This is a genomic window from Spirulina subsalsa CS-330, assembly GCF_028330765.1.
Classification (GTDB): Bacteria; Cyanobacteriota; Cyanobacteriia; order Cyanobacteriales; family Spirulinaceae; genus Spirulina; species Spirulina subsalsa_A.
On record NZ_JAQMTY010000056.1, the window covers coordinates 1 to 19307 of the forward strand.

At 54.9% G+C, this 19307-nt stretch carries 20 protein-coding genes; 11 read left to right on the forward strand and 9 right to left on the reverse strand.

Going from position 1 to position 19307, the window contains the following annotated elements; genetic code table 11:
- The first annotated feature begins 286 nt into the window (after positions 1-286).
- Together PN477_RS03770 and PN477_RS03775 are read left to right on the forward strand one after the other, a co-directional pair.
- On the forward strand, positions 287-631 hold the full coding sequence (locus PN477_RS03770; RefSeq protein WP_272116199.1) for a YtxH domain-containing protein: 345 nt from the start codon (positions 287-289) through the stop codon (positions 629-631).
- Between the two features lie 15 nt (positions 632-646).
- On the forward strand, positions 647-1096 hold the full coding sequence (locus PN477_RS03775) for a DUF948 domain-containing protein (RefSeq protein WP_272116201.1): 450 nt from the start codon (positions 647-649) through the stop codon (positions 1094-1096).
- Positions 1097-1156: 60 nt separating this feature from the next.
- Here PN477_RS03775 and PN477_RS03780 read toward each other — a convergent pair whose 3' ends face one another.
- Positions 1157-1561 carry a slr1601 family putative cell division protein gene (locus tag PN477_RS03780; protein ID WP_272116203.1) on the reverse strand — a complete coding sequence of 135 codons (405 nt, stop codon included), beginning with the start codon at positions 1559-1561 and terminating at the stop codon, positions 1157-1159.
- Positions 1562-2185: 624 nt separating this feature from the next.
- Positions 2186-2281, reverse strand: a complete 96-nt coding sequence (gene psaM / locus PN477_RS03785) for a photosystem I reaction center subunit XII (RefSeq protein WP_072619915.1) — start codon at positions 2279-2281, stop codon at positions 2186-2188.
- A gap of 290 nt (positions 2282-2571) precedes the next feature.
- On the opposite strand from psaM, the gene PN477_RS03790 reads away from it, so the two are divergent.
- On the forward strand, positions 2572-3342 hold the full coding sequence (locus PN477_RS03790) for a PspA/IM30 family protein (protein ID WP_272116207.1): 771 nt from the start codon (positions 2572-2574) through the stop codon (positions 3340-3342).
- Positions 3343-3609: 267 nt separating this feature from the next.
- Here the strand turns inward: PN477_RS03790 and PN477_RS03795 are convergent, their stop codons facing one another.
- The 4 genes from PN477_RS03795 to PN477_RS03810 are packed head-to-tail and all read right to left on the reverse strand — an operon-like array spanning position 3610 to position 8066.
- Positions 3610-4701, reverse strand: a complete 1092-nt coding sequence (locus tag PN477_RS03795) for a hypothetical protein (protein ID WP_272116209.1) — start codon at positions 4699-4701, stop codon at positions 3610-3612.
- A 30-nt stretch (positions 4702-4731) separates the two neighbouring features.
- Complete coding sequence (locus tag PN477_RS03800; protein WP_272116210.1) at positions 4732-5580, reverse strand: glycosyltransferase family 2 protein; 849 nt, start codon at positions 5578-5580, stop codon at positions 4732-4734.
- A 4-nt stretch (positions 5581-5584) separates the two neighbouring features.
- Positions 5585-6820, reverse strand: coding sequence for a glycosyltransferase family 4 protein (locus PN477_RS03805; protein ID WP_272116212.1), 1236 nt, complete (start codon positions 6818-6820; stop codon positions 5585-5587).
- Positions 6792-8066 carry an ABC transporter substrate-binding protein gene (locus PN477_RS03810; RefSeq protein ID WP_272116215.1) on the reverse strand — a complete coding sequence of 425 codons (1275 nt, stop codon included), beginning with the start codon at positions 8064-8066 and terminating at the stop codon, positions 6792-6794. The genes PN477_RS03805 and PN477_RS03810 overlap by 29 nt, the downstream gene beginning before the upstream one ends.
- Positions 8067-8258: 192 nt before the next feature.
- On the opposite strand from PN477_RS03810, the gene pilM reads away from it, so the two are divergent.
- From pilM to PN477_RS03830, 4 genes are all read left to right on the forward strand, one after another.
- Positions 8259-9362, forward strand: a complete 1104-nt coding sequence (pilM, locus tag PN477_RS03815) for a type IV pilus assembly protein PilM (RefSeq protein WP_072619924.1) — start codon at positions 8259-8261, stop codon at positions 9360-9362.
- Position 9363: 1 nt separating this feature from the next.
- Entirely contained in the window at positions 9364-10236 is an 873-nt protein-coding gene (locus PN477_RS03820) for a PilN domain-containing protein (protein ID WP_272116218.1), read from the forward strand.
- On the forward strand, positions 10233-11033 hold the full coding sequence (locus tag PN477_RS03825; protein ID WP_272116220.1) for a hypothetical protein: 801 nt from the start codon (positions 10233-10235) through the stop codon (positions 11031-11033). The genes PN477_RS03820 and PN477_RS03825 overlap by 4 nt, the downstream gene beginning before the upstream one ends.
- A gap of 112 nt (positions 11034-11145) precedes the next feature.
- A complete protein-coding gene (locus tag PN477_RS03830; RefSeq protein WP_272116222.1) occupies positions 11146-13512 on the forward strand; it encodes a type IV pilus secretin family protein in 2367 nt (788 codons plus the stop codon).
- Between the two features lie 83 nt (positions 13513-13595).
- Here PN477_RS03830 and PN477_RS03835 read toward each other — a convergent pair whose 3' ends face one another.
- From PN477_RS03835 to PN477_RS03845, 3 genes are all read right to left on the reverse strand, one after another.
- On the reverse strand, positions 13596-14144 hold the full coding sequence (locus PN477_RS03835; RefSeq protein ID WP_272116224.1) for a L,D-transpeptidase: 549 nt from the start codon (positions 14142-14144) through the stop codon (positions 13596-13598).
- A gap of 36 nt (positions 14145-14180) precedes the next feature.
- Positions 14181-15299 carry an AI-2E family transporter gene (locus tag PN477_RS03840; RefSeq protein WP_272116227.1) on the reverse strand — a complete coding sequence of 373 codons (1119 nt, stop codon included), beginning with the start codon at positions 15297-15299 and terminating at the stop codon, positions 14181-14183.
- A gap of 253 nt (positions 15300-15552) precedes the next feature.
- Positions 15553-17832, reverse strand: coding sequence for a RelA/SpoT family protein (locus tag PN477_RS03845; protein ID WP_272116229.1), 2280 nt, complete (start codon positions 17830-17832; stop codon positions 15553-15555).
- Between the two features lie 81 nt (positions 17833-17913).
- Between PN477_RS03845 and PN477_RS03850 the strand changes: the two genes are divergently transcribed.
- From PN477_RS03850 to PN477_RS03865, 4 genes are all read left to right on the forward strand, one after another.
- Entirely contained in the window at positions 17914-18120 is a 207-nt protein-coding gene (locus tag PN477_RS03850) for a hypothetical protein (RefSeq protein ID WP_272146999.1), read from the forward strand.
- Positions 18066-18419, forward strand: coding sequence for a heterocyst frequency control protein PatD (patD, locus tag PN477_RS03855; protein ID WP_272116231.1), 354 nt, complete (start codon positions 18066-18068; stop codon positions 18417-18419). Before PN477_RS03850 ends, patD begins: the two co-directional genes overlap by 55 nt.
- Positions 18420-18505: 86 nt before the next feature.
- Positions 18506-18811, forward strand: coding sequence for a BMC domain-containing protein (locus tag PN477_RS03860; RefSeq protein WP_272116233.1), 306 nt, complete (start codon positions 18506-18508; stop codon positions 18809-18811).
- Positions 18812-18899: 88 nt separating this feature from the next.
- Positions 18900-19250, forward strand: a complete 351-nt coding sequence (locus PN477_RS03865) for a carbon dioxide-concentrating mechanism protein CcmK (protein ID WP_072619932.1) — start codon at positions 18900-18902, stop codon at positions 19248-19250.
- Positions 19251-19307 lie beyond the last annotated feature (57 nt).

Genomic DNA, 19307 nt, shown 5'->3' on the forward strand with positions numbered 1-19307 from the left:
AAAATTAAGGACTCGCTGTCGCTCGGTTTGTTTGTTGGTGCAAATTCATCTCGCCACTAAAAGGCACGTCCGCCGTTACCTTCGGTAACTCTACTCGGACTCGCTTTATAGTGGGAGTCTTCTTTGCACATTTAAGATAAAATATAAAGCCGTCCTGGAAGGACGGGATTTTAAACCCAAAATTTTCGATAAACTATGGCAGGGCAACCCCTACGGCGGGCGATAGGCAAGCGAGGGGTCGCAAATCTGCCTACAATATAGAGACGGACGCACATTTACACTTGGCATGGCAAAAAAAACTGGGGCATTTTTAGGGGGGATTTTGTTGGGTAGCACCGTGGGGACCATGGTGGGGCTGTTGGCTGCGCCTCGGCCTGGACGAGAAACCCGGCAAATTCTGAAAAAATCAGCCGAAGCCCTCCCAGAATTAGCCGAAGACTTGTCGAGCACGGTGCAATTGCAAGCGGATCGGCTGTCTGAATCGGCCCTGAAACGTTGGGATGGCACTTTGGCACGGTTACGGGAGGCGATCGCGGCGGGAATCGAAGCCAGCCAAGCCCAAAACCAAGCCCTCCACGATTCTGATGCTCCTCAATCGGAGTCTTCTTCTTCTGTTGTAGACCCTTTGTAGGCGGTGGGCTTGAACGTGATTGACCCTCTGTTTTGGTTAGGATTGTCCTTACTGTTGGTGGCGGTCAGTCTTACGGCTGTGTTGATGGCAGCCTTGCCCGCCTTCCGGGATCTGTCGCGAGCCTCGCGCAGTGCAGAAAAACTGTTTGATACCCTCTGCCGCGAATTTCCCCCCACCCTCGAAGCGATTCGGTTAACGGGGTTAGAAATCACGGAATTAACCGATGAACTCAACGATGGGGTTGCCCGTGCCGCCCAAGTGGCGCAACAGGTGGACACGAGTTTGACGACGGTGCGCCAACAAGTCCGCCGCGCCCACCATGGCACGCGCACGGTTCTCGTTGGCCTGAAGGCGGCGTGGAAAACCTTTCGTCAGCCCGCCCGCCGCTCTAAACCCCGCGCCCGGATTACGGATCAAACGCGAATGTTACCGTCGGGGCGCGATCGCACCCCACCCCCGCCCTAAATCCCCAACCCATGCCGTGCAGGCAACCCGGTGAAGCGATCCAAATCCAGATCCGGGTTATTAGGGGTTCTCGTTAGTTAACACCACTCGCCGCTGATTGGGGGCTAAACGACCGCTTTGTTCTTGCATGACGCTACCGGCTTGGGTGGGGTCAAAGCTGCGGTTAAAATTCTTTTGCAATTCTGCGACTTCTTGCTCGGTGGCCTGAACTTGGTGGCGGATTTCCTGGAGCTTTGCCTGTTGACTCCAATAGTAGGGAAAGAGATTGCCGAGCGTTGCGATCGCCGCTGCGGAAAGTACACCATTCACGATGACTTTCAGCAGGGTTTCCGTCGTCACCCCTCGGTATTGGCGGGACGGACGACGGCGGGTGCTACGACGTTGCATCGGCACAACACGGCGACCCGGCAGCGGCGTGACCGACCGGGATGTCGGAAATTCAATCGGTTTACGAAGTGCGCTCATGGCAAATGTCCTATCATCGCGGCAAAGATCCCACCATTCAAGCAAAATGATGAATTTGAATCTCATACTAACCCTGAAGCCAAAATCTTACCAGTATTCGACTGTTTTCGGCAGAGGTTGATCTTCCCGGCAAGTCATTAGTTTAGACTCCGGTTCTCGCCCGCAAAACGGCAGCAACGATGGGAAAAAAACCAGGAAAAATTGACCCTGACTCGATCAGCCAGGGGGATCAATTCATGACAAAACAGCCAACCTAGTGCAGCGTCAATGCCAAGAATTAGGATGTTTGTAGGGTGCTGTTAGCGAAGCGTAACGCACCGTCACGTTGAGCGTTGGACATTCAAGACAATCCGAATCGTAAGTCTTGACGCTGCACTAGGCGTGAAAACATTTTTGCTGCCCATGGGCTTAATGAATACATTTGCATTGATTTAGGAACTCAACGGATCGCAATGCGGGCGATAACTGGGCATGAAATGGGAGCGGTTTGCTGATGGTTTTCCGGTGGATTGGGAACGAGACCACGGCTTTGAGGATGATCGGGGAGCAATGGCAGCCCATCGGCCAAAACAAGGGGGGCTGAAGTTGATGTACTTCAGCCCCCCTGTCGTTTAATGGCTGGTGTTATTTGTACAATTCGGTGGAGAGGCGGAACGCGAGAATGCCAGGAATTAACGCGATCACGAGGGCGATGTAAACTTGAGTATCTGAAATCGGCATGAAATGAATCCTCATGGTAAACAGCTTTCCCATTAATTTTCGGCATCATCGCCCCTTTCCGTTAGACTCCGTTACAAAAATCAATAGAAGGTGAATGGAATGTTCCGATCGAGTCCCGTAGGGATGGAAGAGGCGATCGCATCTCATCTGAATAGTTACCGACCCTCGTGTCAGAGGCTAGACTAGAACATGAGTAACGCTTCTCAACGGGATCACGGTAGATTGCCTCAGTGCTGAATTCCGTGCTGATCCATTGTTTGTGTACACGCCAAGATTTATAGAGAACGACCATGGGACTTTTTGATCGCATTGGGCGAGTTGTCCGCGCTAACCTCAACGATGTGGTTAGTAAGGCGGAAGATCCGGAGAAAATTCTAGAACAAGCGATCCTCGATATGCAGGAGGACTTGGTACAACTGCGGCAGGCTGTGGCGAAAGCGATCGCTGCCCAAAAACGTACCGAGCAGCAATATCACAAAAATCAAACTGATGCCAACAGTTGGCAACAGCGGGCCCAATTAGCCCTATCCAAAGGGGATGAGGGCCTCGCCCGTGAAGCCCTCCAGCGCAAAAAAGGGAGTGGCGATACAGCGGCCCAGCTTAAACAGCAATTGGATATTCAAGTCAATCAAGTCCAGACCTTGAAACGGAACTTGATTGCCCTCGAAAGTAAAATTTCTGAGGCCAAAACCAAGAAAGATATGCTCAAGGCACGGGTACAAGCGGCTAAGGCTAACGAGCAACTGCAAAGTGCGGTGAGTTCGATGAATACGGGCAGTTCCATGGCGGCGTTTGAGCGCATGGAAGATAAGGTGCTTGAAATGGAGGCGCGATCGCAAGCCAGTTTTGAGCTAGGCGGGGCGGATCTAGAAAGCCAATTCGCCGCCCTCGAAAGTGGCAGCGATGTGGATGCAGAATTGTCCGCCATGAAAGCTCAATTGAGCGGTGCTGCACCCGATCAAGGCGCACTCCCCCCCTCGGACACCCCGAAGGCAAGCCCGACAGCGGCTCCCATTGATGCGGAACTCGAAGAACTGCGCCGCCAAATGGATCAACTCTGAACCTGGCCGCTCTCCCATCCGCCTCCGGAAACGCTGAAGCATAGGGATGTACACACCCCTGTACATCAATCATCGGGAATCGCCATCGCTCGACGGTTATAGCAGTGGACAAATTTGTTAAGACAGGCAAGGGGCTTAAGCCCCTTGTTCCAGAGTCTCTAAATGTCCTAACTGCCCTGGCTAGTGCTATACATTCGGCGAGGACAGTTTGAAGCAGTGAAGTGCTAGACCGGTGGGCATTGCCCGCCCTTGGAGAGCATCTAGTTTCTAAAACGGGTAAAGATCAACGATTTGATCCTCAACGATCGCATATCCCCATTCTGGGTGTTGCTCAATTTGACGCTTGATCAGATTGTGGCCGAGTTTGGTGCGGTAGGCTTTTTGGAGGAGGTCGAGGCGGGGAGCTTGGGCGGGGACGGGTTCAGGGTCGGGCGTGGAAGCGTTGGGAAGGGCGGTCGGGGTTTGGAGTTGGCTGAGTTTGGCCATCACGTCGGTTTTGGTGATCGGGGCGCGATCGCTGAATGCGGGCGGTAGATAAGGAGTGGCAACGCCGCGCTGCTGGGCTTGGAGGGCTTCACGGGCGAGGCGATCGCATTTGCGCAAAAACCCATCCCAGAGATCCTGGGCCAAGGTGGGATTGCGCAGATCTGCCCGGGCCCGGGCCACGGCGGCTTCAATGGGTTCGCCTTTTTGACAGTAATATTGCACCCGTTCCTCTTCAAAGGCGGGATAGGCCACGCCGGGCTGAATTTCCCAATCCCGTTGGATCTGCTGGCTTGATCCGAGGGGTTGGCCCTGGCTGAATTCCTCCCAAAACGGTGACCACATCCCTTTGGTGATGCCGTCGATCACCCAAAATTGACTGCGTTCAGGGTTGCGATCGCCCCGGATCACAAAATGGTCGAACAGGGCTTTTTGAAAGGCGGCGAGTTCCTGTTGAGATTGCCAGGGGCCGGAAAATTGATACGGCGGGGCAACGGGGGGCGCGGGGCGGCTGGGGGATGAAAAAAAAGGGTCATCGGTCGAAGGTGCGATCGCCCCTGGAGTTAGATCGCCCAGAGCCGTTAAGGCGGTGAGGATGGGCGTGAGATTGAGTTGAACTTCGCGCTGCTGGTCAGGGCGGAGGCGTTCGGTGAGGATGCCGCGCTGCTGTAACTGACGGCAGGCCTGTTGATAGTCGTCACGATTCAAACCCGTGACCCTTTGAATCGAGTCAAAATCCGGCACAAACCAAGGGTTTGGGGTGGCGTGGCTGTGCCAATGGCTCACCAAGATCGCAGCGGCAACGCCCCCGGTGACAGGAACGAGGTGGGGAAAGTAAACCGCAGCAGGGCCAAATTGAGGAGGAGGCGGGGTCATGGGCGGCGCAACAACGGAGATAGGTTCAATTTAACATTGGAGCTGGGGGTGAACCGGGGGGAGGGACTGCCAGCGATCGCGCACTCGGTTCCAAATGTGGGGGAGTTCGGCCCAATGGGGGGCAAGGTGGCGGCTGTAGGTGAGGCAATAGCGGAGGAGGCGGCGGCGATGGGGGCAAAAATAGCGGTTAAAGGCGATGCTGGCGTAGAGGCGGCTGGTATACATCCCCCGGAGACGGCGGGTAATCGTGAGGCGATCGGCGTAATGTTCCACATAGGCGTTGGGGATACAGCGACTTTTGAAACCGTGACGGTAGAGGTACGCGCCAAATTCGAGGAAGCTTTCGCCGTAGCTGTTGAAATCGTCCACCATCCGTAGGCCGCGATCAAACACGGTGCGCGGGTAGATCGTCGAACCGTCAGCAATGCCCCAATTGTCATCGGGGTTTGTGATCCGCATCCCCACCCCGGACGGACAGAGTTGATTGGCGCGATCGCTGTGGTAATAAAATTCGCCGTCCACATAGCTCCGTTCTCCCGTCGTCCAAATCGCATCGGGATCACTGCGGATCGCCTGCCAACATTGTTCGAGGTGGCCCGGCGGGAGACAGTGATCATCGTCCATGGTGCGGATGTGAGTACTGGTACAGGCGAGGGCGGTGTGGTTGCGGTTGGCGTAGAGACCGCGCTGAGGGCCGGGGATGTAGCGACAGTCCCAGCGTTGGGCGATCGCCTGCACGGCAGCGCGATCGCTCCCCTCGGAATCATCGGAAATCACAATTTCATCGGGTTGGACGGACTGCGATCGCACCGAGGCGACACAGCGTTCAAGGCTGGCGGGGCGATTCCGGGTTAGGAGGGCAATACTGAGGGATAACATCGGGTTAAGGGTTCAAGGCAGCAAGGGCGGCACGGTAGGCGGTAAGGGTATCGGCGGCGATCCGTTCCCAGGCAAAGTCTGCCGCGACGGTGTGGCAACGGTGGGCGAGGGTGCAGTAGTCATCTGGAGCGAGGTTGAGGATGGCGAGGAGTTGGGCGGCAAGGGCGATCGCATCCCCCACGGGCACAAGGAGCGCCGGATCAACGGGATTCAGCATCGTTTGCGGCCCCGGAATATCGTAGGCCACCGTGGGAATTCCCGCCGCCAATTTTTCCAACACCGCAAACCCAAACCCTTCGATATAGCTGGGAAACGCCCCAACGGTGGTCGTGGCGAGGAGGTCGGGTAGGGCTTCACTATCGTAATTAGGGATCACCTCCAACCAATCGCCATCGGACAGCGCCAAATCGCGCAACACCACGGAACGGGGCGATCGCGTCCCCAACAACCGAAACCGCACCTCGGGCCGCGTCGCATGAACCTGCCGGATAATCGTCCCCCAATCTTGGGAGCCTTTGCGATCGCACCACGTACCGATTAAGGTCACCACCGGCCGCCCTAATCGCTGGGCAGGATCACGCAACACCGTCCCCAAGGCCTGCCGCCGCACCGCCGATAGGCCGAAGGGAAACACCCGGCATTTTTGCCCCAGGTGCAAGGTCTGCTCCAGGTAGTATTGCTCGGCAGGATTGGGGAGATTGATCAGATCCGCCTGGCGAAAACTGGTCAAACAGCGGCGCACCTCATGGCGATCGCGCCAGGCCAACAACCACCGCACGATCCACCCCTGCCAGGAACGCGGCTTAGGCCCCTGCCGTCCCCGTTGATGTTCAAAGGCATGGTAAAGGGGATACATCCCCACCGATCGCGCCACCAGCAGCCCCGTGATGCCCAACTCCCGTTTGGTAAAGGGTAAATTGCCTTGATGCGCATCAATCACATCAAAGCGATCGCCCTGTTGCCGCACATATTGCCGCGCTTTTTGGGAAAAATGAGGCCGCGTCAGGGTTGCCCAAAGGGAATGGGACAGGTTGGGAAAGGCCGCGTTGAGGTCGAACACCTCCACGGTATGGCCCCAACTGCGCCACAGTTCCGCGAGTTCCAACTGCACCCGCGAACCGCCAAAATCCCGCTGCAACGGCATATGCAACAGGATGAGAATTCGGAGCGATCGCGCCTCAGTCATCGGGTCTCTCCTGGGTGCGATCGCCTCATCCTGCGTTAAACTGCGCCGCCGCATCCTGCACCGCCGCCTCAACGGTTTTTTGTCCCAACATCGCCCCCTGGAGGTTTTCGTAGATCGCCTTCTGCAACAGATTCAGCTTCTCCATCGGTGGAATTAGCACCTCTGCATCGGCCAACTGTTCTGCGCCCACCGTCACCGCTATTTCTACAGGGGTAGGGTCGGGTTTCCCTTTTAAAAAGGCAATGTATTGCTGCAACGCCTCCTGGGTCGAAGGCAGCACCTTCGCCGCCTGAGCAAAGGCCAATTGATTGTCGCTATTGGTGACAAACAAGGCAAACTGCACCGCCGCTTCCGGGCGATCGCTAGTCCGGGGGATCACCAAATTCATCACCGCCACATTCTTTTTCCCCGTCTCCCCCGTGATTTGCGGAGCCGCCGCCGACACCTTCGCCACCGCCGGCGCATTGGTTTCAATCGCCCCTAAAAACTGCGCCGATGTGGCCAATACAGCCGTCTCCCCCGCCTGATAAAGATCGATCGCATAGCGATGGCCCTGGGTCAGCACCTCCGGCGGCAACAAGTCCTGCGCATAGAGATCCACCCAATATTGAAACGCCGCCCGCCCCGCTGGGGTATCAAACGCCGCCTGGCCCGCCTCATCCACCAACGTCACCCCCATCTTCACAAAAGATTCCAGCACTTCCCCCGAATCCTCCGGCACAAAGGTGACAAAAAACGCATATTTTCCCGTCTTCTCCTTCACCGCCTGGGCGACCGTCGCCAACTCTGCATAGGTGGCCGGCGGTTCCTCAATCCCCGCCGCCGCCAAAAGCTCCTGGTTATACACCGTGATTTGCGTCGTCAAATACCACGGCACGCCAAAACTCTCCTCCCCCAGCATTCCCGCCTCCCAAATCTTCGGCAAATACACGCTGCGATCGTCCGGAGTCACCGCCCCATTCAAATCCAACCAAGCATTGCGCGTCGCCAACTGCGAGGCAAACTTCGGGTTTAAATTCACCACATCCGGGGCCGTCTGAGCCGACACCGCCGTTAAAATCTTCGTTTCCATCGCGTTCCAGGGCACATCTTCCCAACGCACCGGATTTTCAGGATTGTCCGCCTCAAAGGTGTCGATCACCCCCGTCACATATTCGGTGAATTCGGGTTTGAGTTGCATGGTCCAAAATTCTAGGGCATCCTCTTGGGGGGCCTGAGCACCACAACTCGTCAACCAACTCAAACACAGCCCAATCAAGGCAAAGCAGAGAATCCGAACCGGCGAGGAGCGTTGAAGCATAGGGAGTCAAAAGAAAACAGATTTTCGAGATTCCACTATACCCTACCCGCTTCTGGCTTCACCTTAATTCTCTTCGCTGCTGAAAATTCTTTCCAGTCTGAACATCCTGGGTTAAATTTGGGTAGCATCTAAACTAAGTATTAACCTCAGGACTCACCCTCCTCTGCCAATCCCCCTGGATAAAAAACCCCCATGTTTGATTCCGTCAAGAACTTATTTGCCAAAAAAGGGCAAGGTATTGGTCTAGAAATTGCCGCTGAGCGAATTAATATCGTTCAACTCCGCAAGCAGGGACAAACCTACAAGTTAACCACCTTTATCACGGAAGAAGTGCCAGAGGGCATTATTGAAGAGGGGCGCATTCTCGACACTCCGGCCTTGGCGGAGTTGATTCGCGAGACCCTCGACAAAAACAATATTAAGGCGAAGAAAATTGCCACGGCTGTCCCGATGCGGGAGGCGATTATTCGGTTGATTCCGATTCCGTCGGAACTCGATGACCAGGAACTGAAAGACATGGTGCTCAACCATGAAGCCGGGTTGTATCTGCCCTATCCCCGCGAAGAGGTGGATTTGGATTATCAAAAACTGGGCTTTTTCGAGGATGAAGATGGGATCGAAAAGGTGCAGGTGTTGTTGGTGGCGACGCGGCGCGAGGTGACGGATATGTATCTGGAGACCTTTGAGCAGGCGGAACTGGAGATTGATGTTTTGGAAATCAACAGTTTTGCGCTGATCCGCACGATTCGGGAGCAGTTGCGGGCGTTTGGCCCCCAAGAGGCGGTGGTCTTGGTGGATATTGAGTTTGAGAGTACGGAGATCGCGATTATTGTGGACGGTGTGCCGCAGTTTTCGCGGACGGTTCCGATTGGGACGTTTCAGTTGCAAAATGCCCTGTCGCGGGCGATGAATTTGCCGACGAAGCGGGATACGGAGATGCTCCAGGGCATGACGATTCCGAATACGCCGGTGGATGGGTTGCGGACGGGGGCGACGGGGATTAATCCGGGGATGGCGGCGTTGTTGCGGGTGTTGGGGGAGTTGACCGATGAGTTGCGGCGATCGATTGATTTTTATTTGAATCAGAGTATGGATTATGAGGTGGCGCAGTTGTTGTTAGCGGGCCCGGGTGGGGGCATTGGTCAGTTGGATGAGTTTTTTACGAATCGGCTCAGTTTGCCGACGGAACAAATTGATCCGGTGGCTGCGTTATCGTTGGAGACGGATGAAGAGTTTTCCGATGCGATGCGGCCGGGGCTGGGCGTTGCGTTGGGCTTAGGGTTACGGGAGGTTTGAGATGTACAGTTTAGACGTTAATTTTCTCGACGATCGCGTTATCGTTTCTGGGGCCAGTGCCGCCGCCCAAGCGAAGAAACCGGCTCACAAATACTCGGCGCAGGAGTTGATGCCGATTTTCATTGGCGGCGGTGTGGCGGTGTTGTTGCTGGCGGCGGCGGGGGGCGGCTATGGCTTCCTCTATTGGCAAACCCAACAGGCCAATAATGAATTGAATGTGATCAACAGTCAGATCCAAGCCCTCCAAGCCCAAAACCAACGGATTCAAGAGCTTGAGTCTGATATTAATGTTGCCCAGCAGCAAACTAACGGCTTGGCGCAGGTGTTTGCGCGGATTCTGCCCTGGTCGGCGGTGATTGAGGATCTGCGGGCCCGGATTCCGAGTGGGCTGCAAATCCGTTCGTTTAGCGTCCTTGACTCTGCCGAGGGGGGCGCTCCGCCGCCTACTCAATCGGCTACGCCGGTGGCGGATGCGGCCGCTGCCGATCTGGCTGATCCGGCGGCGGCGATCGCGCCTGCTTTACCGATGCCAATGGTGGCCCTGGAAGGCTATGCTGATTCCTACGAGGCGGTGAATGTTTTTAGTATCAGTTTGCAGCGATCGGCGTTTTTTGATGGGCCGACGGTGCAGATCATGAGTGCGCAGCTTGTGGCAGACCCGAACTCGGTGGATGTGGCGGCGGAAGGTGAGGGTGGAGGCGGGGGCGTAACGATTGAGTTGCCGCAGGTGGTGCAGTATCGGATTCAGGGCCAACTGCGCGACCTGACGACGCTATCGAGCACTGAATTAATCGCACAACTCAAAAACAAGAAAAATCTAGGTTCGGTGGTGCGTTTAGAAGCATTGCAAGAGAAGGGAATTATTCAGCCATGACCTTTGTTGATGATTTGATGGACGAACAGGATCAGGGGGAACAGTCTCCCTATCCGTCGGCGTTTGGTGTTGAGTTTACCCCGACGGTGGGCGGCGGCCTGTTGGGATTTTTGGGGCTGGCGGGGGCGGCGGCGATTGGGTATCTGCTAATTTTTCCGGCCTGGACGGGTTTGCAGGAGTTGCGGGCCAGTGTGGATACGAAGCGCACGGAAAAGTTGGCGCTGGAGCAGGCCCAAGCCCGGATTATCGAATTAACAGCGGAACTCCAGGTGGCGCGATCGAATCAGCGGGAGGTGCTGAGTCTGTTTGCGGGGGAGGAGGCGACGGAAACGTTGCTGTACACCGTGAGTCAGCAGGTGGAGAAAAGCCGGGGTCGATTATTGGAGTTTTCACCCCCCGAAGGCCCGCCCATGCCGGTCACGGATGGGTCGTGGGGGCCGGCGGTGGATAGTCTGCTGAAGTCGCAGAATATTAGCATTAGTTTTGAGGCGGGTTTTAGTGAGACGATGACGATTTTGCGGGATATTGAGCGGCTGCAAACGTTGGTGGCGGTGGATAATATTTCGTCGGAGGTGACGACTCAGGAGGAGCGGCTATTGAGTGGGGGGAATATCACGACGACGGGGGAGGCACTGTTAACGACGCGAATGGATTTGGAGGTGCTCTATCCCGTCAGTGAGGAGGAGTTGGCGACATTATTAACACCACCGGTAGACCCGAACGCACCGGTAGACCCGAACGCGCCGCCGGTCGATCCCAATGCGCCGCCGGTCGATCCGAACGCGCCGCCGCCATAGGGGGAGAACTGGTATAGAGTTGGGTGGAGTGTGGAATGGTGTGGCTGTGGGATTGGATTGATTTTGGTTACGTTGTTGTTTCTGTCTGTTGATCTTGAGGAGTTTTAAAGTTGTGAGAGCTTATCAAACGTCACTGAATGTGTTGGGGGCGATCGCACTAACGGCGATCGTGTCTCAACCTGCGATCGCAGCGGAGGTGCAGATTGTCGATGTGCGCTTACAGCGGGGCGAGTCGGAGTTTCAACTCGTGTTACGGACGACGACGGGGCGCGATCGCCCCCAGATCCTGACGGTCAACCAAGGCAATCAGTTAATCGCGGAACTCCTCAATACTGAGATCAATATCAACGGCAACCGGGCCGGCTTCCGCACCGAAAACCCGATCCCCGGTATTGCGTCGGTGGAACTCGTCCCCAGCGGGACGGATACGGTGCGGGTGATTGTGACGGGAACGGACGACACGCCTATCGGCCAAGTGCTCCAACGCCAAGCGGATCAGGTGGTGCTGGGGTTCACGACGGCGAGCAATGCCACATCCCGCGCTGCGGCCCAACGCCCCGCCACTGTGCCAACGCTGCCGCGCCCCACGACGACGCAACAACCGGATGATGAGGATGCGGTGGATATCCGGGTGTTGCCCCCCCCGACTCCTACGGCCCCGAACCCCACAACGACGGCGGCCCCGGTGGCGGCTCCAGCTTCTCCGGAACAGTCGCCGCTGTTTGAAATTGACCCCAATCTTTTCGCCCAAAGCACGCCGCGCTCGGATGTTTTGGTTCCCAATCCTGAAATCACGATCGACGGTGGCCGCCCGGCGTTGCCTGCTTCTCCGGCTCAACCGGTGGCCCCGGCTCCGCCCTTTTTACCGCGTGCGGTTGCGCCTCCGGTGGGGGATATTGCCGTAGCCAGTATGAGCGTCCAACCCAACTATGTAGATCTCGGTACAACGCAACCGATTTCCCTACGGATGGAAGAGGCGCAGGCGGATACAGTTTTAAGTTTGTTGGCGCGATCGGCGGGGTTAAACTTAATTTTCACTAACGCATCTGGTGATGGTGCAAATGCAGCTAGCAGTGTTGCAAGTAATACGGTTTCACTAGATCTTGAAGGTGAATCTATCCAAAATGCATTTAACTATGTTTTGCAGGTTGCAGGACTCGAAGCTCAACGACGTGGTCAAACCATCTTTGTTGGATCACGTTTACCTGAAGGTGCAAAAGACTATATCAGCCGAACTTATCGCCTAAACCAAGCAACTGCTGAAGCTGTCGCAAACTACCTTGCTACTCAAGGTGCTGAAGTACAGCTTGTGACACAAACACGGCGCGAAATCCGAGATCCTGAAACAGGACGTTTACTTGAAGTGGTTTTCGACTCTCCTGCTATTTCAAGCATCAGACCAACACTAGATAATACGGCTAGTCTTCCACTGCGAAGAGTAGCTGTATCATCGGATGAACGGATGAACACGATCACGGTTAGTGGATCAGCAGAGAAAGTTGCATTAGCAAGTCAAATCGTTCAGCAACTAGATGCTCGGCTGCGTCAAGTTGTCGTTAATGTCAAGATTATTGATGTTAACCTACAGAATATTGGCCGATTTGGAACAAGCTTTTCCTTTGGTATTGAAGATGCCGGCATTATTAATCAAAATGGGATTGGCATTATCAATTTTGGAACCGACGATTTCAATGTAATTCCTGGACTTGAAGGATCAGGTGAAATATCGCCTGCGATTACAGATATTACCAGCGACACCGTTGGCTCAACCACAATCGGAACAGTTGGCTCTCGAAGCTTTAGAGTGGTGAATGAGTTCTTGGCACAGTTACAAGCCTCAATCCAAAACAACAACGCTAAAATTTTAACTGACCCAACTCTTGTCATTCAAGAAGGGCAAACAGCAGAAGTAACACTGACACAAGAAGTAGTTACTGATGTCAATGTTGAGCGTGATGTTAGCGATGGTTTGGTTACTGTCACAACCACTACAGAAAAAGGAGAAGTTGGCTTAAAGCTTGCGGTTAATGTTAGTCGTATTGATGATAATGGCTTTATTTCACTATCTCTAGCTCCAGAAGTGACCTCCATTGGAAATACTCAAAACATTAATACGGGTGATGGGACAAATCAGATTGCCCTGCTCAATACTCGCCAACTGGGTTCTGGTCTAATTCGGATGCGGGATGGTCAAACGCTGATCTTATCCGGGATTATTCAAGACCAAGACCGGGTCAATGCTCAAAAAGTCCCGATTTTGGGAGATTTACCAATTATCGGATCATTGTTCCGCAGCACCAGCCGCACCAATGAACGGCGCGAGGTGATTGTGTTAGTTACGCCAAATATTATGGATGATTCAATGCAAGCGGTTCCCCAAGGGTATAGCTACCAGCCGAGCCGAGATGTGCAGCAAATGTTACAACCCGGCGTAGATGCGGATCGGAACCGTTTAGACGATCGCCCCCAAACCAACTAACCCCACAGGCATCAAAAAATTGGGCGCAAACATTGCGCCCCTACCCCGAATCCGTAGGGGCGCAACGCTTGCGCCCCTAATACCTAGGGAATCACCGTCACCGTTGTGCCGATTTCCACCTGCTCGAACATCGCCACCACATCATGGTTGAACATCCGCACACAGCCATTCGAGGCCGCCTTACCGATAGAATTGATCGTCGGCGTACCGTGGAACCCGATAATTCCGTTCGACATTTCCGCAAACCCAATCCACCGTAACCCCAGCGCCGAATTGGGCCCCGGTGGCATCACCTGGCCCGTCCAGGGATTTTGCCACACCGGATTTTCCACCCGTTGAAACACCTCAAACGTCCCCGTCGGCGTGGGAGTCGCAGACGTACCGATCGCCACCGGATAGCTCGCGATCGTCTCATCGCCCCGCAACACATAGACCCGCCGCTCACCGAGACGCAACTCTAGGCGCGTCACGGCATTTTCCGGGAGATAGCGATCCGCCTGGCCCAGGGGGGGGATTTCCGCAAGCGTCGAAACCGTATCGAGGCGGAAATTCGGTTCCGCTTGGGCCAGGGGAGAGGCGATCGCTCCCAATGCCGCCACCATAATCACTAAACCCAACGATTGAATCCGCATTGAATCAAAATCCTCTACAACGCCACACCCTTTATTTTAATGAGGATCAGGGGAATCTGAGGTCAGTAATGTGACGGGTTCTGAGGTGGTTCGATATTCGAGTTCAGCCGCTTTTGGGTTGAGATAGAGATTTTCTAACACCACCCCCGCCCCCGCGATCCAGGGTGGCACAATCAGCGCCCCGACAATGCCGAGCACCTGCGTCCCCCCCAACACCGCCAACAGTTGAAAAATCGGCAACACCCGCACCGAATTCCCCACCAAAAGCGGATCGAGCACATAGGTTTCCACATTTTGCACGATTAAAAACAGCAGCAAGACCCAGAGAAAGAGCCAACCCCCTTGAGCGATCGCCACCAGCAACGCCGGAATCGCCCCCAACACCGGGCCAAAAAACGGGATTAAATTCGTAAATCCGGCAATCACCCCCAGACCCAAGGACACTTCCGCCAAGCCCATCAACCGCAACGCCACACTAATCGCCACCCCCAAGATCGACGAAACCAGTATCCGCCCTTGGATATAGCTGCCCATCCGGTGACTGACCGGGGAGAATTGGGCGGCGATGCGGTGATCCCACGGAGCGGGGAAGAGAGAAACAAAACCATCAATCAACTTTTGGGAACCAGCCAGAAGATAGCCCGACAGGAGCAACGCCAAAATGAGGCTTAACGTGCCGCCGATGAAACCCCGCGTCAGGCTGTAGGAGCGGATCAGCAGTTCTTGGGAGGTGCGGAACCCCCAAGAGGTGACGGCTTGGATGTCAAACAGTTGATTGATTTGCTCCACCACCATCGGATCACTGAGGCCGAGGGTGAGGGCGCGATCGCGCACGAGGGCTTCTAAGACATCGAGGTAGTTCGGCAGTTTGCGCACCAAGCGTTCAATTTGTTCGGCCACCGTCGGGCCAATGATTAACCCCGCCAACACCAAGCCGCCAATGAGGGCCAAGTAGGTCAAGATCACCGCTAACCAGCGGGGCATCTTGAGCCGTTCAGCGCGGGCAATGGCCGGGGCTAGGGTCGAAGCAATGACGATCGCAATCATCATCACCACCACCAACCAACGCAACTGCCACAACAGCACCAGCAGTAACCCTGCTGTAATGGTGGTCAGCAGGGTTGAAGGCGAAATTGTAATTTGACGTTCAGACATAGGGAAGAGAGTCGGAGAGGAACATTCAGGATTGGGGTAGACCCCTCACCCAACCCTCTCCCGCAGGAGAGGGCTTTTCGCTCCCTTCGCCCCGTGGGAGAAGGGCCGGGGATGAGGGCGTTGTCTCCCTTCGCCCCGTGGGAGAAGGGCCGGGGATGAGGGCGTTGTCTCCCTTCTCCTGGGGGAGAAGGGCCGGGGATGAGGGCGTTGTCTCCCTTCGCCCCGTGGGAGAAGGGCCGGGGATGAGGGCAAATTAACTCTCTGGATTCAGACTCGACAAACGCCGCAGATTGAGGACATCGCTCATCTGGCGGATGCGGTTGAAACTGTGATCCAGTTGGGGGCGATCGCAAATTTCTAAGCCCAAATTAATCAACGCCGGTTTAGAAGCTTGGGTCACCACTTCCGCCTGACAAACGTTGATATTGTGGTCACTCAACTTCGCCAAAATATCCCGCATAATCCCCACCCGATCCAAGACTTCCACTTGGATATTGACGCGGTAGGTGGGGCGGCGACTCTGCACCGCAAAAGTATTCCAACTAACGGGAATGATGCGATCGCCCTCCACCCCCTCCACATTCGGGCAACCTTGGCGATGGATCGAAATCCCCCGCGTCCGCGTCACCACCCCAATAATTGACTCCCCCGGAATCGGATGGCAGCAGCCCGCGATGTGATGGAGCAACCCTTCCACGCCTGCGATCGGCTCTAGCCGTTTCCCTTCCCCAGGTGCGATCGGCGGCCGAGATGACGAAATTTCCACCGTGGTAATCGTCGCCGCTTCCGCTTCGATCGGTTGTTGGGCCTTCACCGCGTCGCGAATCCGGTTCACCACCAGATTCAGCGTCACCTCGCCATAGCCCAAGGCCGCTAACAGATCCTCGACCCCTTGATAGTTACAGCGTTCGGCCACCGCCTGCATCGGTTCCGACTTCAACAGCGCATCAAGACTGCTCTTGCCCATTTCCTTTTCGAGCAAGTCCCGACCCCGGAGAATATTTTCATCCCGGTGCGATCGCTTATACCATTGGCGAATCCGATTCCGCGCACTGGGAGTCACAACGAAATTCAGCCAATCCAAACTGGGCCGACTATTTTTCGACGTAATAATCTCGACAATATCGCCATTCTGCAACGGCGTATCCAGCACCGACCAGCGGCTATTCACCCGCGCCCCCTTCATGTGGTTGCCCACCTCCGTATGAATCCGATAGGCAAAATCCACCGCCGTCGCCCCCCGCGCCAAGGACACCACATCCCCCTGAGGCGTGAACACATAGACATCATCCTCAAACAAATTCGACTTCAGATTCTCAACATATTCCTGCGCATCATTGAGATCGTTCTGCCATTCGAGCAACTGCCGCAACCAGGTGAATTTTTCATCATCGGACGACAACTGCGCCGTACTGCCGCCAGATTCCTTATATTTCCAATGGGCCGCGATCCCATATTCCGCAATATGGTGCATTTCGAGCGTCCGAATTTGCACCTCCAACGGTCGCCCCGTCGCCCCCACCACCGAAGTATGGAGCGATTGGTAGCGGTTGGGCTTCGGCAAGCCAATGTAGTCTTTAAACCGGCCCGGAATCGGACGATACAGATCATGCACCACCGAGAGCGCCCGATAACACCCGTCTTTCGTTTCAGTAATAATCCGGACAGCGGCAATGTCATAAATTTCGGTGAACGCTTTATGCTGCCGCTCCATCTTTTTATAGATGCCGTAGAGGTGTTTCGGTCTACCCTGAAGCTCCACGATCGCAATCCCTAACTCGGTTAAGCGTTGGCGCACCCCTTCCACAACATTTTCGATCCGTGCTTCACGATCGATCCGCCGTTCCGCCACCAGATCCTGAATATTCCGGTAGGCATCGGGTTCGAGATATTTAAAACAGAGATCTTCGAGTTCCCATTTCAGCCGCCCAATCCCCAAGCGGTTGGCGAGGGGGGCGAAGATGTCGCGGGTTTCTTGGGCGATGCGCTGCTGTTTTTCGGGTTTGAGATGTTCGAGGGTGCGCATATTGTGGAGACGATCCGCCAGCTTGACGATGATCACGCGAATATCCTTCGCCATCGCCAGAAACATGCGCCGAAAGTTCTCGGCTTGGCGTTCGGTTTTGCTCGAAAAGTTGAAACTCGAAAGCTTCGTCACGCCTTCGACCAGTTGCCGCACTTCGGCCCCAAATTGCTCTTCAATGATGTCAGGGGTCACGTCGGTATCTTCCACCACATCATGCAAAAAGCCAGCGGCAATCATCGCACTGTCACCACCGAGATCCCGCAGCAAACCGGCGACTGCTACCGGGTGGGCAATATACGGTTCGCCAGATTTGCGGTATTGTCCCTCGTGGAGGGCGTAGGCGAAGTTAAAGGCGTGACAGATTAGCGCGGTGTCATCACTGGCTTGATGGCCATAGGACAGTAAACAAGTACTCAGCCAATCGGGTAGAGTAATATCGGTGGGTAGCTGTCCTGATGATGGCAGTGTGGCTGAATCTCTGGGATGGGCAAGGAGGGGGGGATTCATAACACGATACACTCGGTAATGGTGAATAGTGCCGGTTGGTTCGATTGGGGTCGATCCAGTCGGTGGGGTTGACGAGGGTAGATGCGGCAAGACGATGCAGCCGATGCGGTGAAAAATAATAACGACGAGACAGGCAATCGGAATGGATGGTTGCTGTCAGGATGGGGGGCGGTACGGGAGATGCCGCCTCATCTTGCGTTACAAAATGTCATGGTCTTTAAGGTACTTCCATTATGCCGTCTCCTCTTAATTGTGAACAATATGCAGCGATCGCAAAACCCTTACTAGATTTAAGAAAGTTTTTAACTCTGCCGGAGCAAAGTGTCTCGATGGCACAAACACGCTTCGTGGTGATCAAACAAGTATACCAGACTACAATTTTGTGCCTCGATCTGGAACGCCTCGACCCTCAATCGCGGTCGATTGTGACGGAACTGCACCGCCTGATCCGGTTATTAGAGACCCAATTGATGTTTTTAAAGTCGGCCCGCACGGAGGCAGCGATCGCCCTCCGTCAACAGCAAACATTAGAACATTTGAATCATTTTATTCAACTCCTGGAACAGTTTGACCCGGCTCGATCCTGAGGGGCAAATTCCCTCAAAATCGCCCCCAGATTAAGGTAAAGTGAAGAACGTATCGACAAATCATTACATTTACTTTTTATTTAGCAATGCCAGAAGCTGTTGGTGTCATTGAAACCCTGGGCTTTCCTGCCATTTTGGCCGCAGCCGATGCCATGGTCAAAGCAGCCAGAGTCACCGTGGTCTGGTGTGATAAAGCCGAAAGTGGTCGATTTGTCGTCGCCATTCGCGGCCCAGTTTCTGAAGTCAAAACCGCTCATCCTGCTGGCATTGCAGCAGCGGAGAATGTCTACGGCGGTGAGGTACTGACCCATTACATCGTGCCGAACCCGCCGGAAAACGTCGTGTCGATTTTACCCATTGACTATTCTGAAGCAGTCGAACCATTCCGATGAGACAATGGAGCGGCGGTACAGCATTGTGGCCTTGCACTGTTCAGCGTTTTAACCATTTTCAGTTATCCATAAATCACAGGAGTCAAGAATGCCAGAGGCAGTTGGATCATTAGAAACAAAGGGGTTTCCAGGGGTATTGGCCGCAGCAGATGCCATGGTGAAAGCCGGACGAGTAACCCTCGTGGGCTATATCCGGGTGGGAAGTGCTCGGTTTACCGTTAATATTCGGGGCGATGTTTCGGAAGTGAAGGCCGCCATGGATGCCGGGATCGCAGCGGTGGAAAATGCCTACGGTGGGGTGTTGGAATCCTGGGTGATTATTCCCCGTCCCCACGAGAATGTGGTGTCGGTGTTGCCGATTGATTTTAATGAGTCCGTCGAATCGTTCCGGGCGGCGGTGAATACGCCCCGCGTCTTTAGTACGGGCAGCAATCGTTAAGGTTGGCACGATTTTTTCAACAGTAACCCCAAAGAGGAGCGATCGCCGGGCGATCGC

Coding starts and splice junctions, on each gene's coding strand:
- PN477_RS03770 (WP_272116199.1), top strand. CDS start 287: ATGGCAAAAAAAACTGGGGCATTTTTAGGGGGGATTTTGTTGGGTAGC.
- PN477_RS03780 (WP_272116203.1), bottom strand. CDS start 1,561: ATGAGCGCACTTCGTAAACCGATTGAATTTCCGACATCCCGGTCGGTC.
- psaM (WP_072619915.1), bottom strand. CDS start 2,281: ATGCCGATTTCAGATACTCAAGTTTACATCGCCCTCGTGATCGCGTTA.
- PN477_RS03790 (WP_272116207.1), top strand. CDS start 2,572: ATGGGACTTTTTGATCGCATTGGGCGAGTTGTCCGCGCTAACCTCAAC.
- PN477_RS03795 (WP_272116209.1), bottom strand. CDS start 4,701: ATGACCCCGCCTCCTCCTCAATTTGGCCCTGCTGCGGTTTACTTTCCC.
- PN477_RS03800 (WP_272116210.1), bottom strand. CDS start 5,580: ATGTTATCCCTCAGTATTGCCCTCCTAACCCGGAATCGCCCCGCCAGC.
- PN477_RS03805 (WP_272116212.1), bottom strand. CDS start 6,820: ATGCGGCGGCGCAGTTTAACGCAGGATGAGGCGATCGCACCCAGGAGA.
- PN477_RS03810 (WP_272116215.1), bottom strand. CDS start 8,066: ATGCTTCAACGCTCCTCGCCGGTTCGGATTCTCTGCTTTGCCTTGATT.
- pilM (WP_072619924.1), top strand. CDS start 8,259: ATGTTTGATTCCGTCAAGAACTTATTTGCCAAAAAAGGGCAAGGTATT.
- PN477_RS03820 (WP_272116218.1), top strand. CDS start 9,364: ATGTACAGTTTAGACGTTAATTTTCTCGACGATCGCGTTATCGTTTCT.
- PN477_RS03825 (WP_272116220.1), top strand. CDS start 10,233: ATGACCTTTGTTGATGATTTGATGGACGAACAGGATCAGGGGGAACAG.
- PN477_RS03835 (WP_272116224.1), bottom strand. CDS start 14,144: ATGCGGATTCAATCGTTGGGTTTAGTGATTATGGTGGCGGCATTGGGA.
- PN477_RS03840 (WP_272116227.1), bottom strand. CDS start 15,299: ATGTCTGAACGTCAAATTACAATTTCGCCTTCAACCCTGCTGACCACC.
- PN477_RS03845 (WP_272116229.1), bottom strand. CDS start 17,832: ATGAATCCCCCCCTCCTTGCCCATCCCAGAGATTCAGCCACACTGCCA.
- PN477_RS03850 (WP_272146999.1), top strand. CDS start 17,914: ATGCGGCAAGACGATGCAGCCGATGCGGTGAAAAATAATAACGACGAG.
- patD (WP_272116231.1), top strand. CDS start 18,066: ATGCCGTCTCCTCTTAATTGTGAACAATATGCAGCGATCGCAAAACCC.
- PN477_RS03860 (WP_272116233.1), top strand. CDS start 18,506: ATGCCAGAAGCTGTTGGTGTCATTGAAACCCTGGGCTTTCCTGCCATT.
- PN477_RS03865 (WP_072619932.1), top strand. CDS start 18,900: ATGCCAGAGGCAGTTGGATCATTAGAAACAAAGGGGTTTCCAGGGGTA.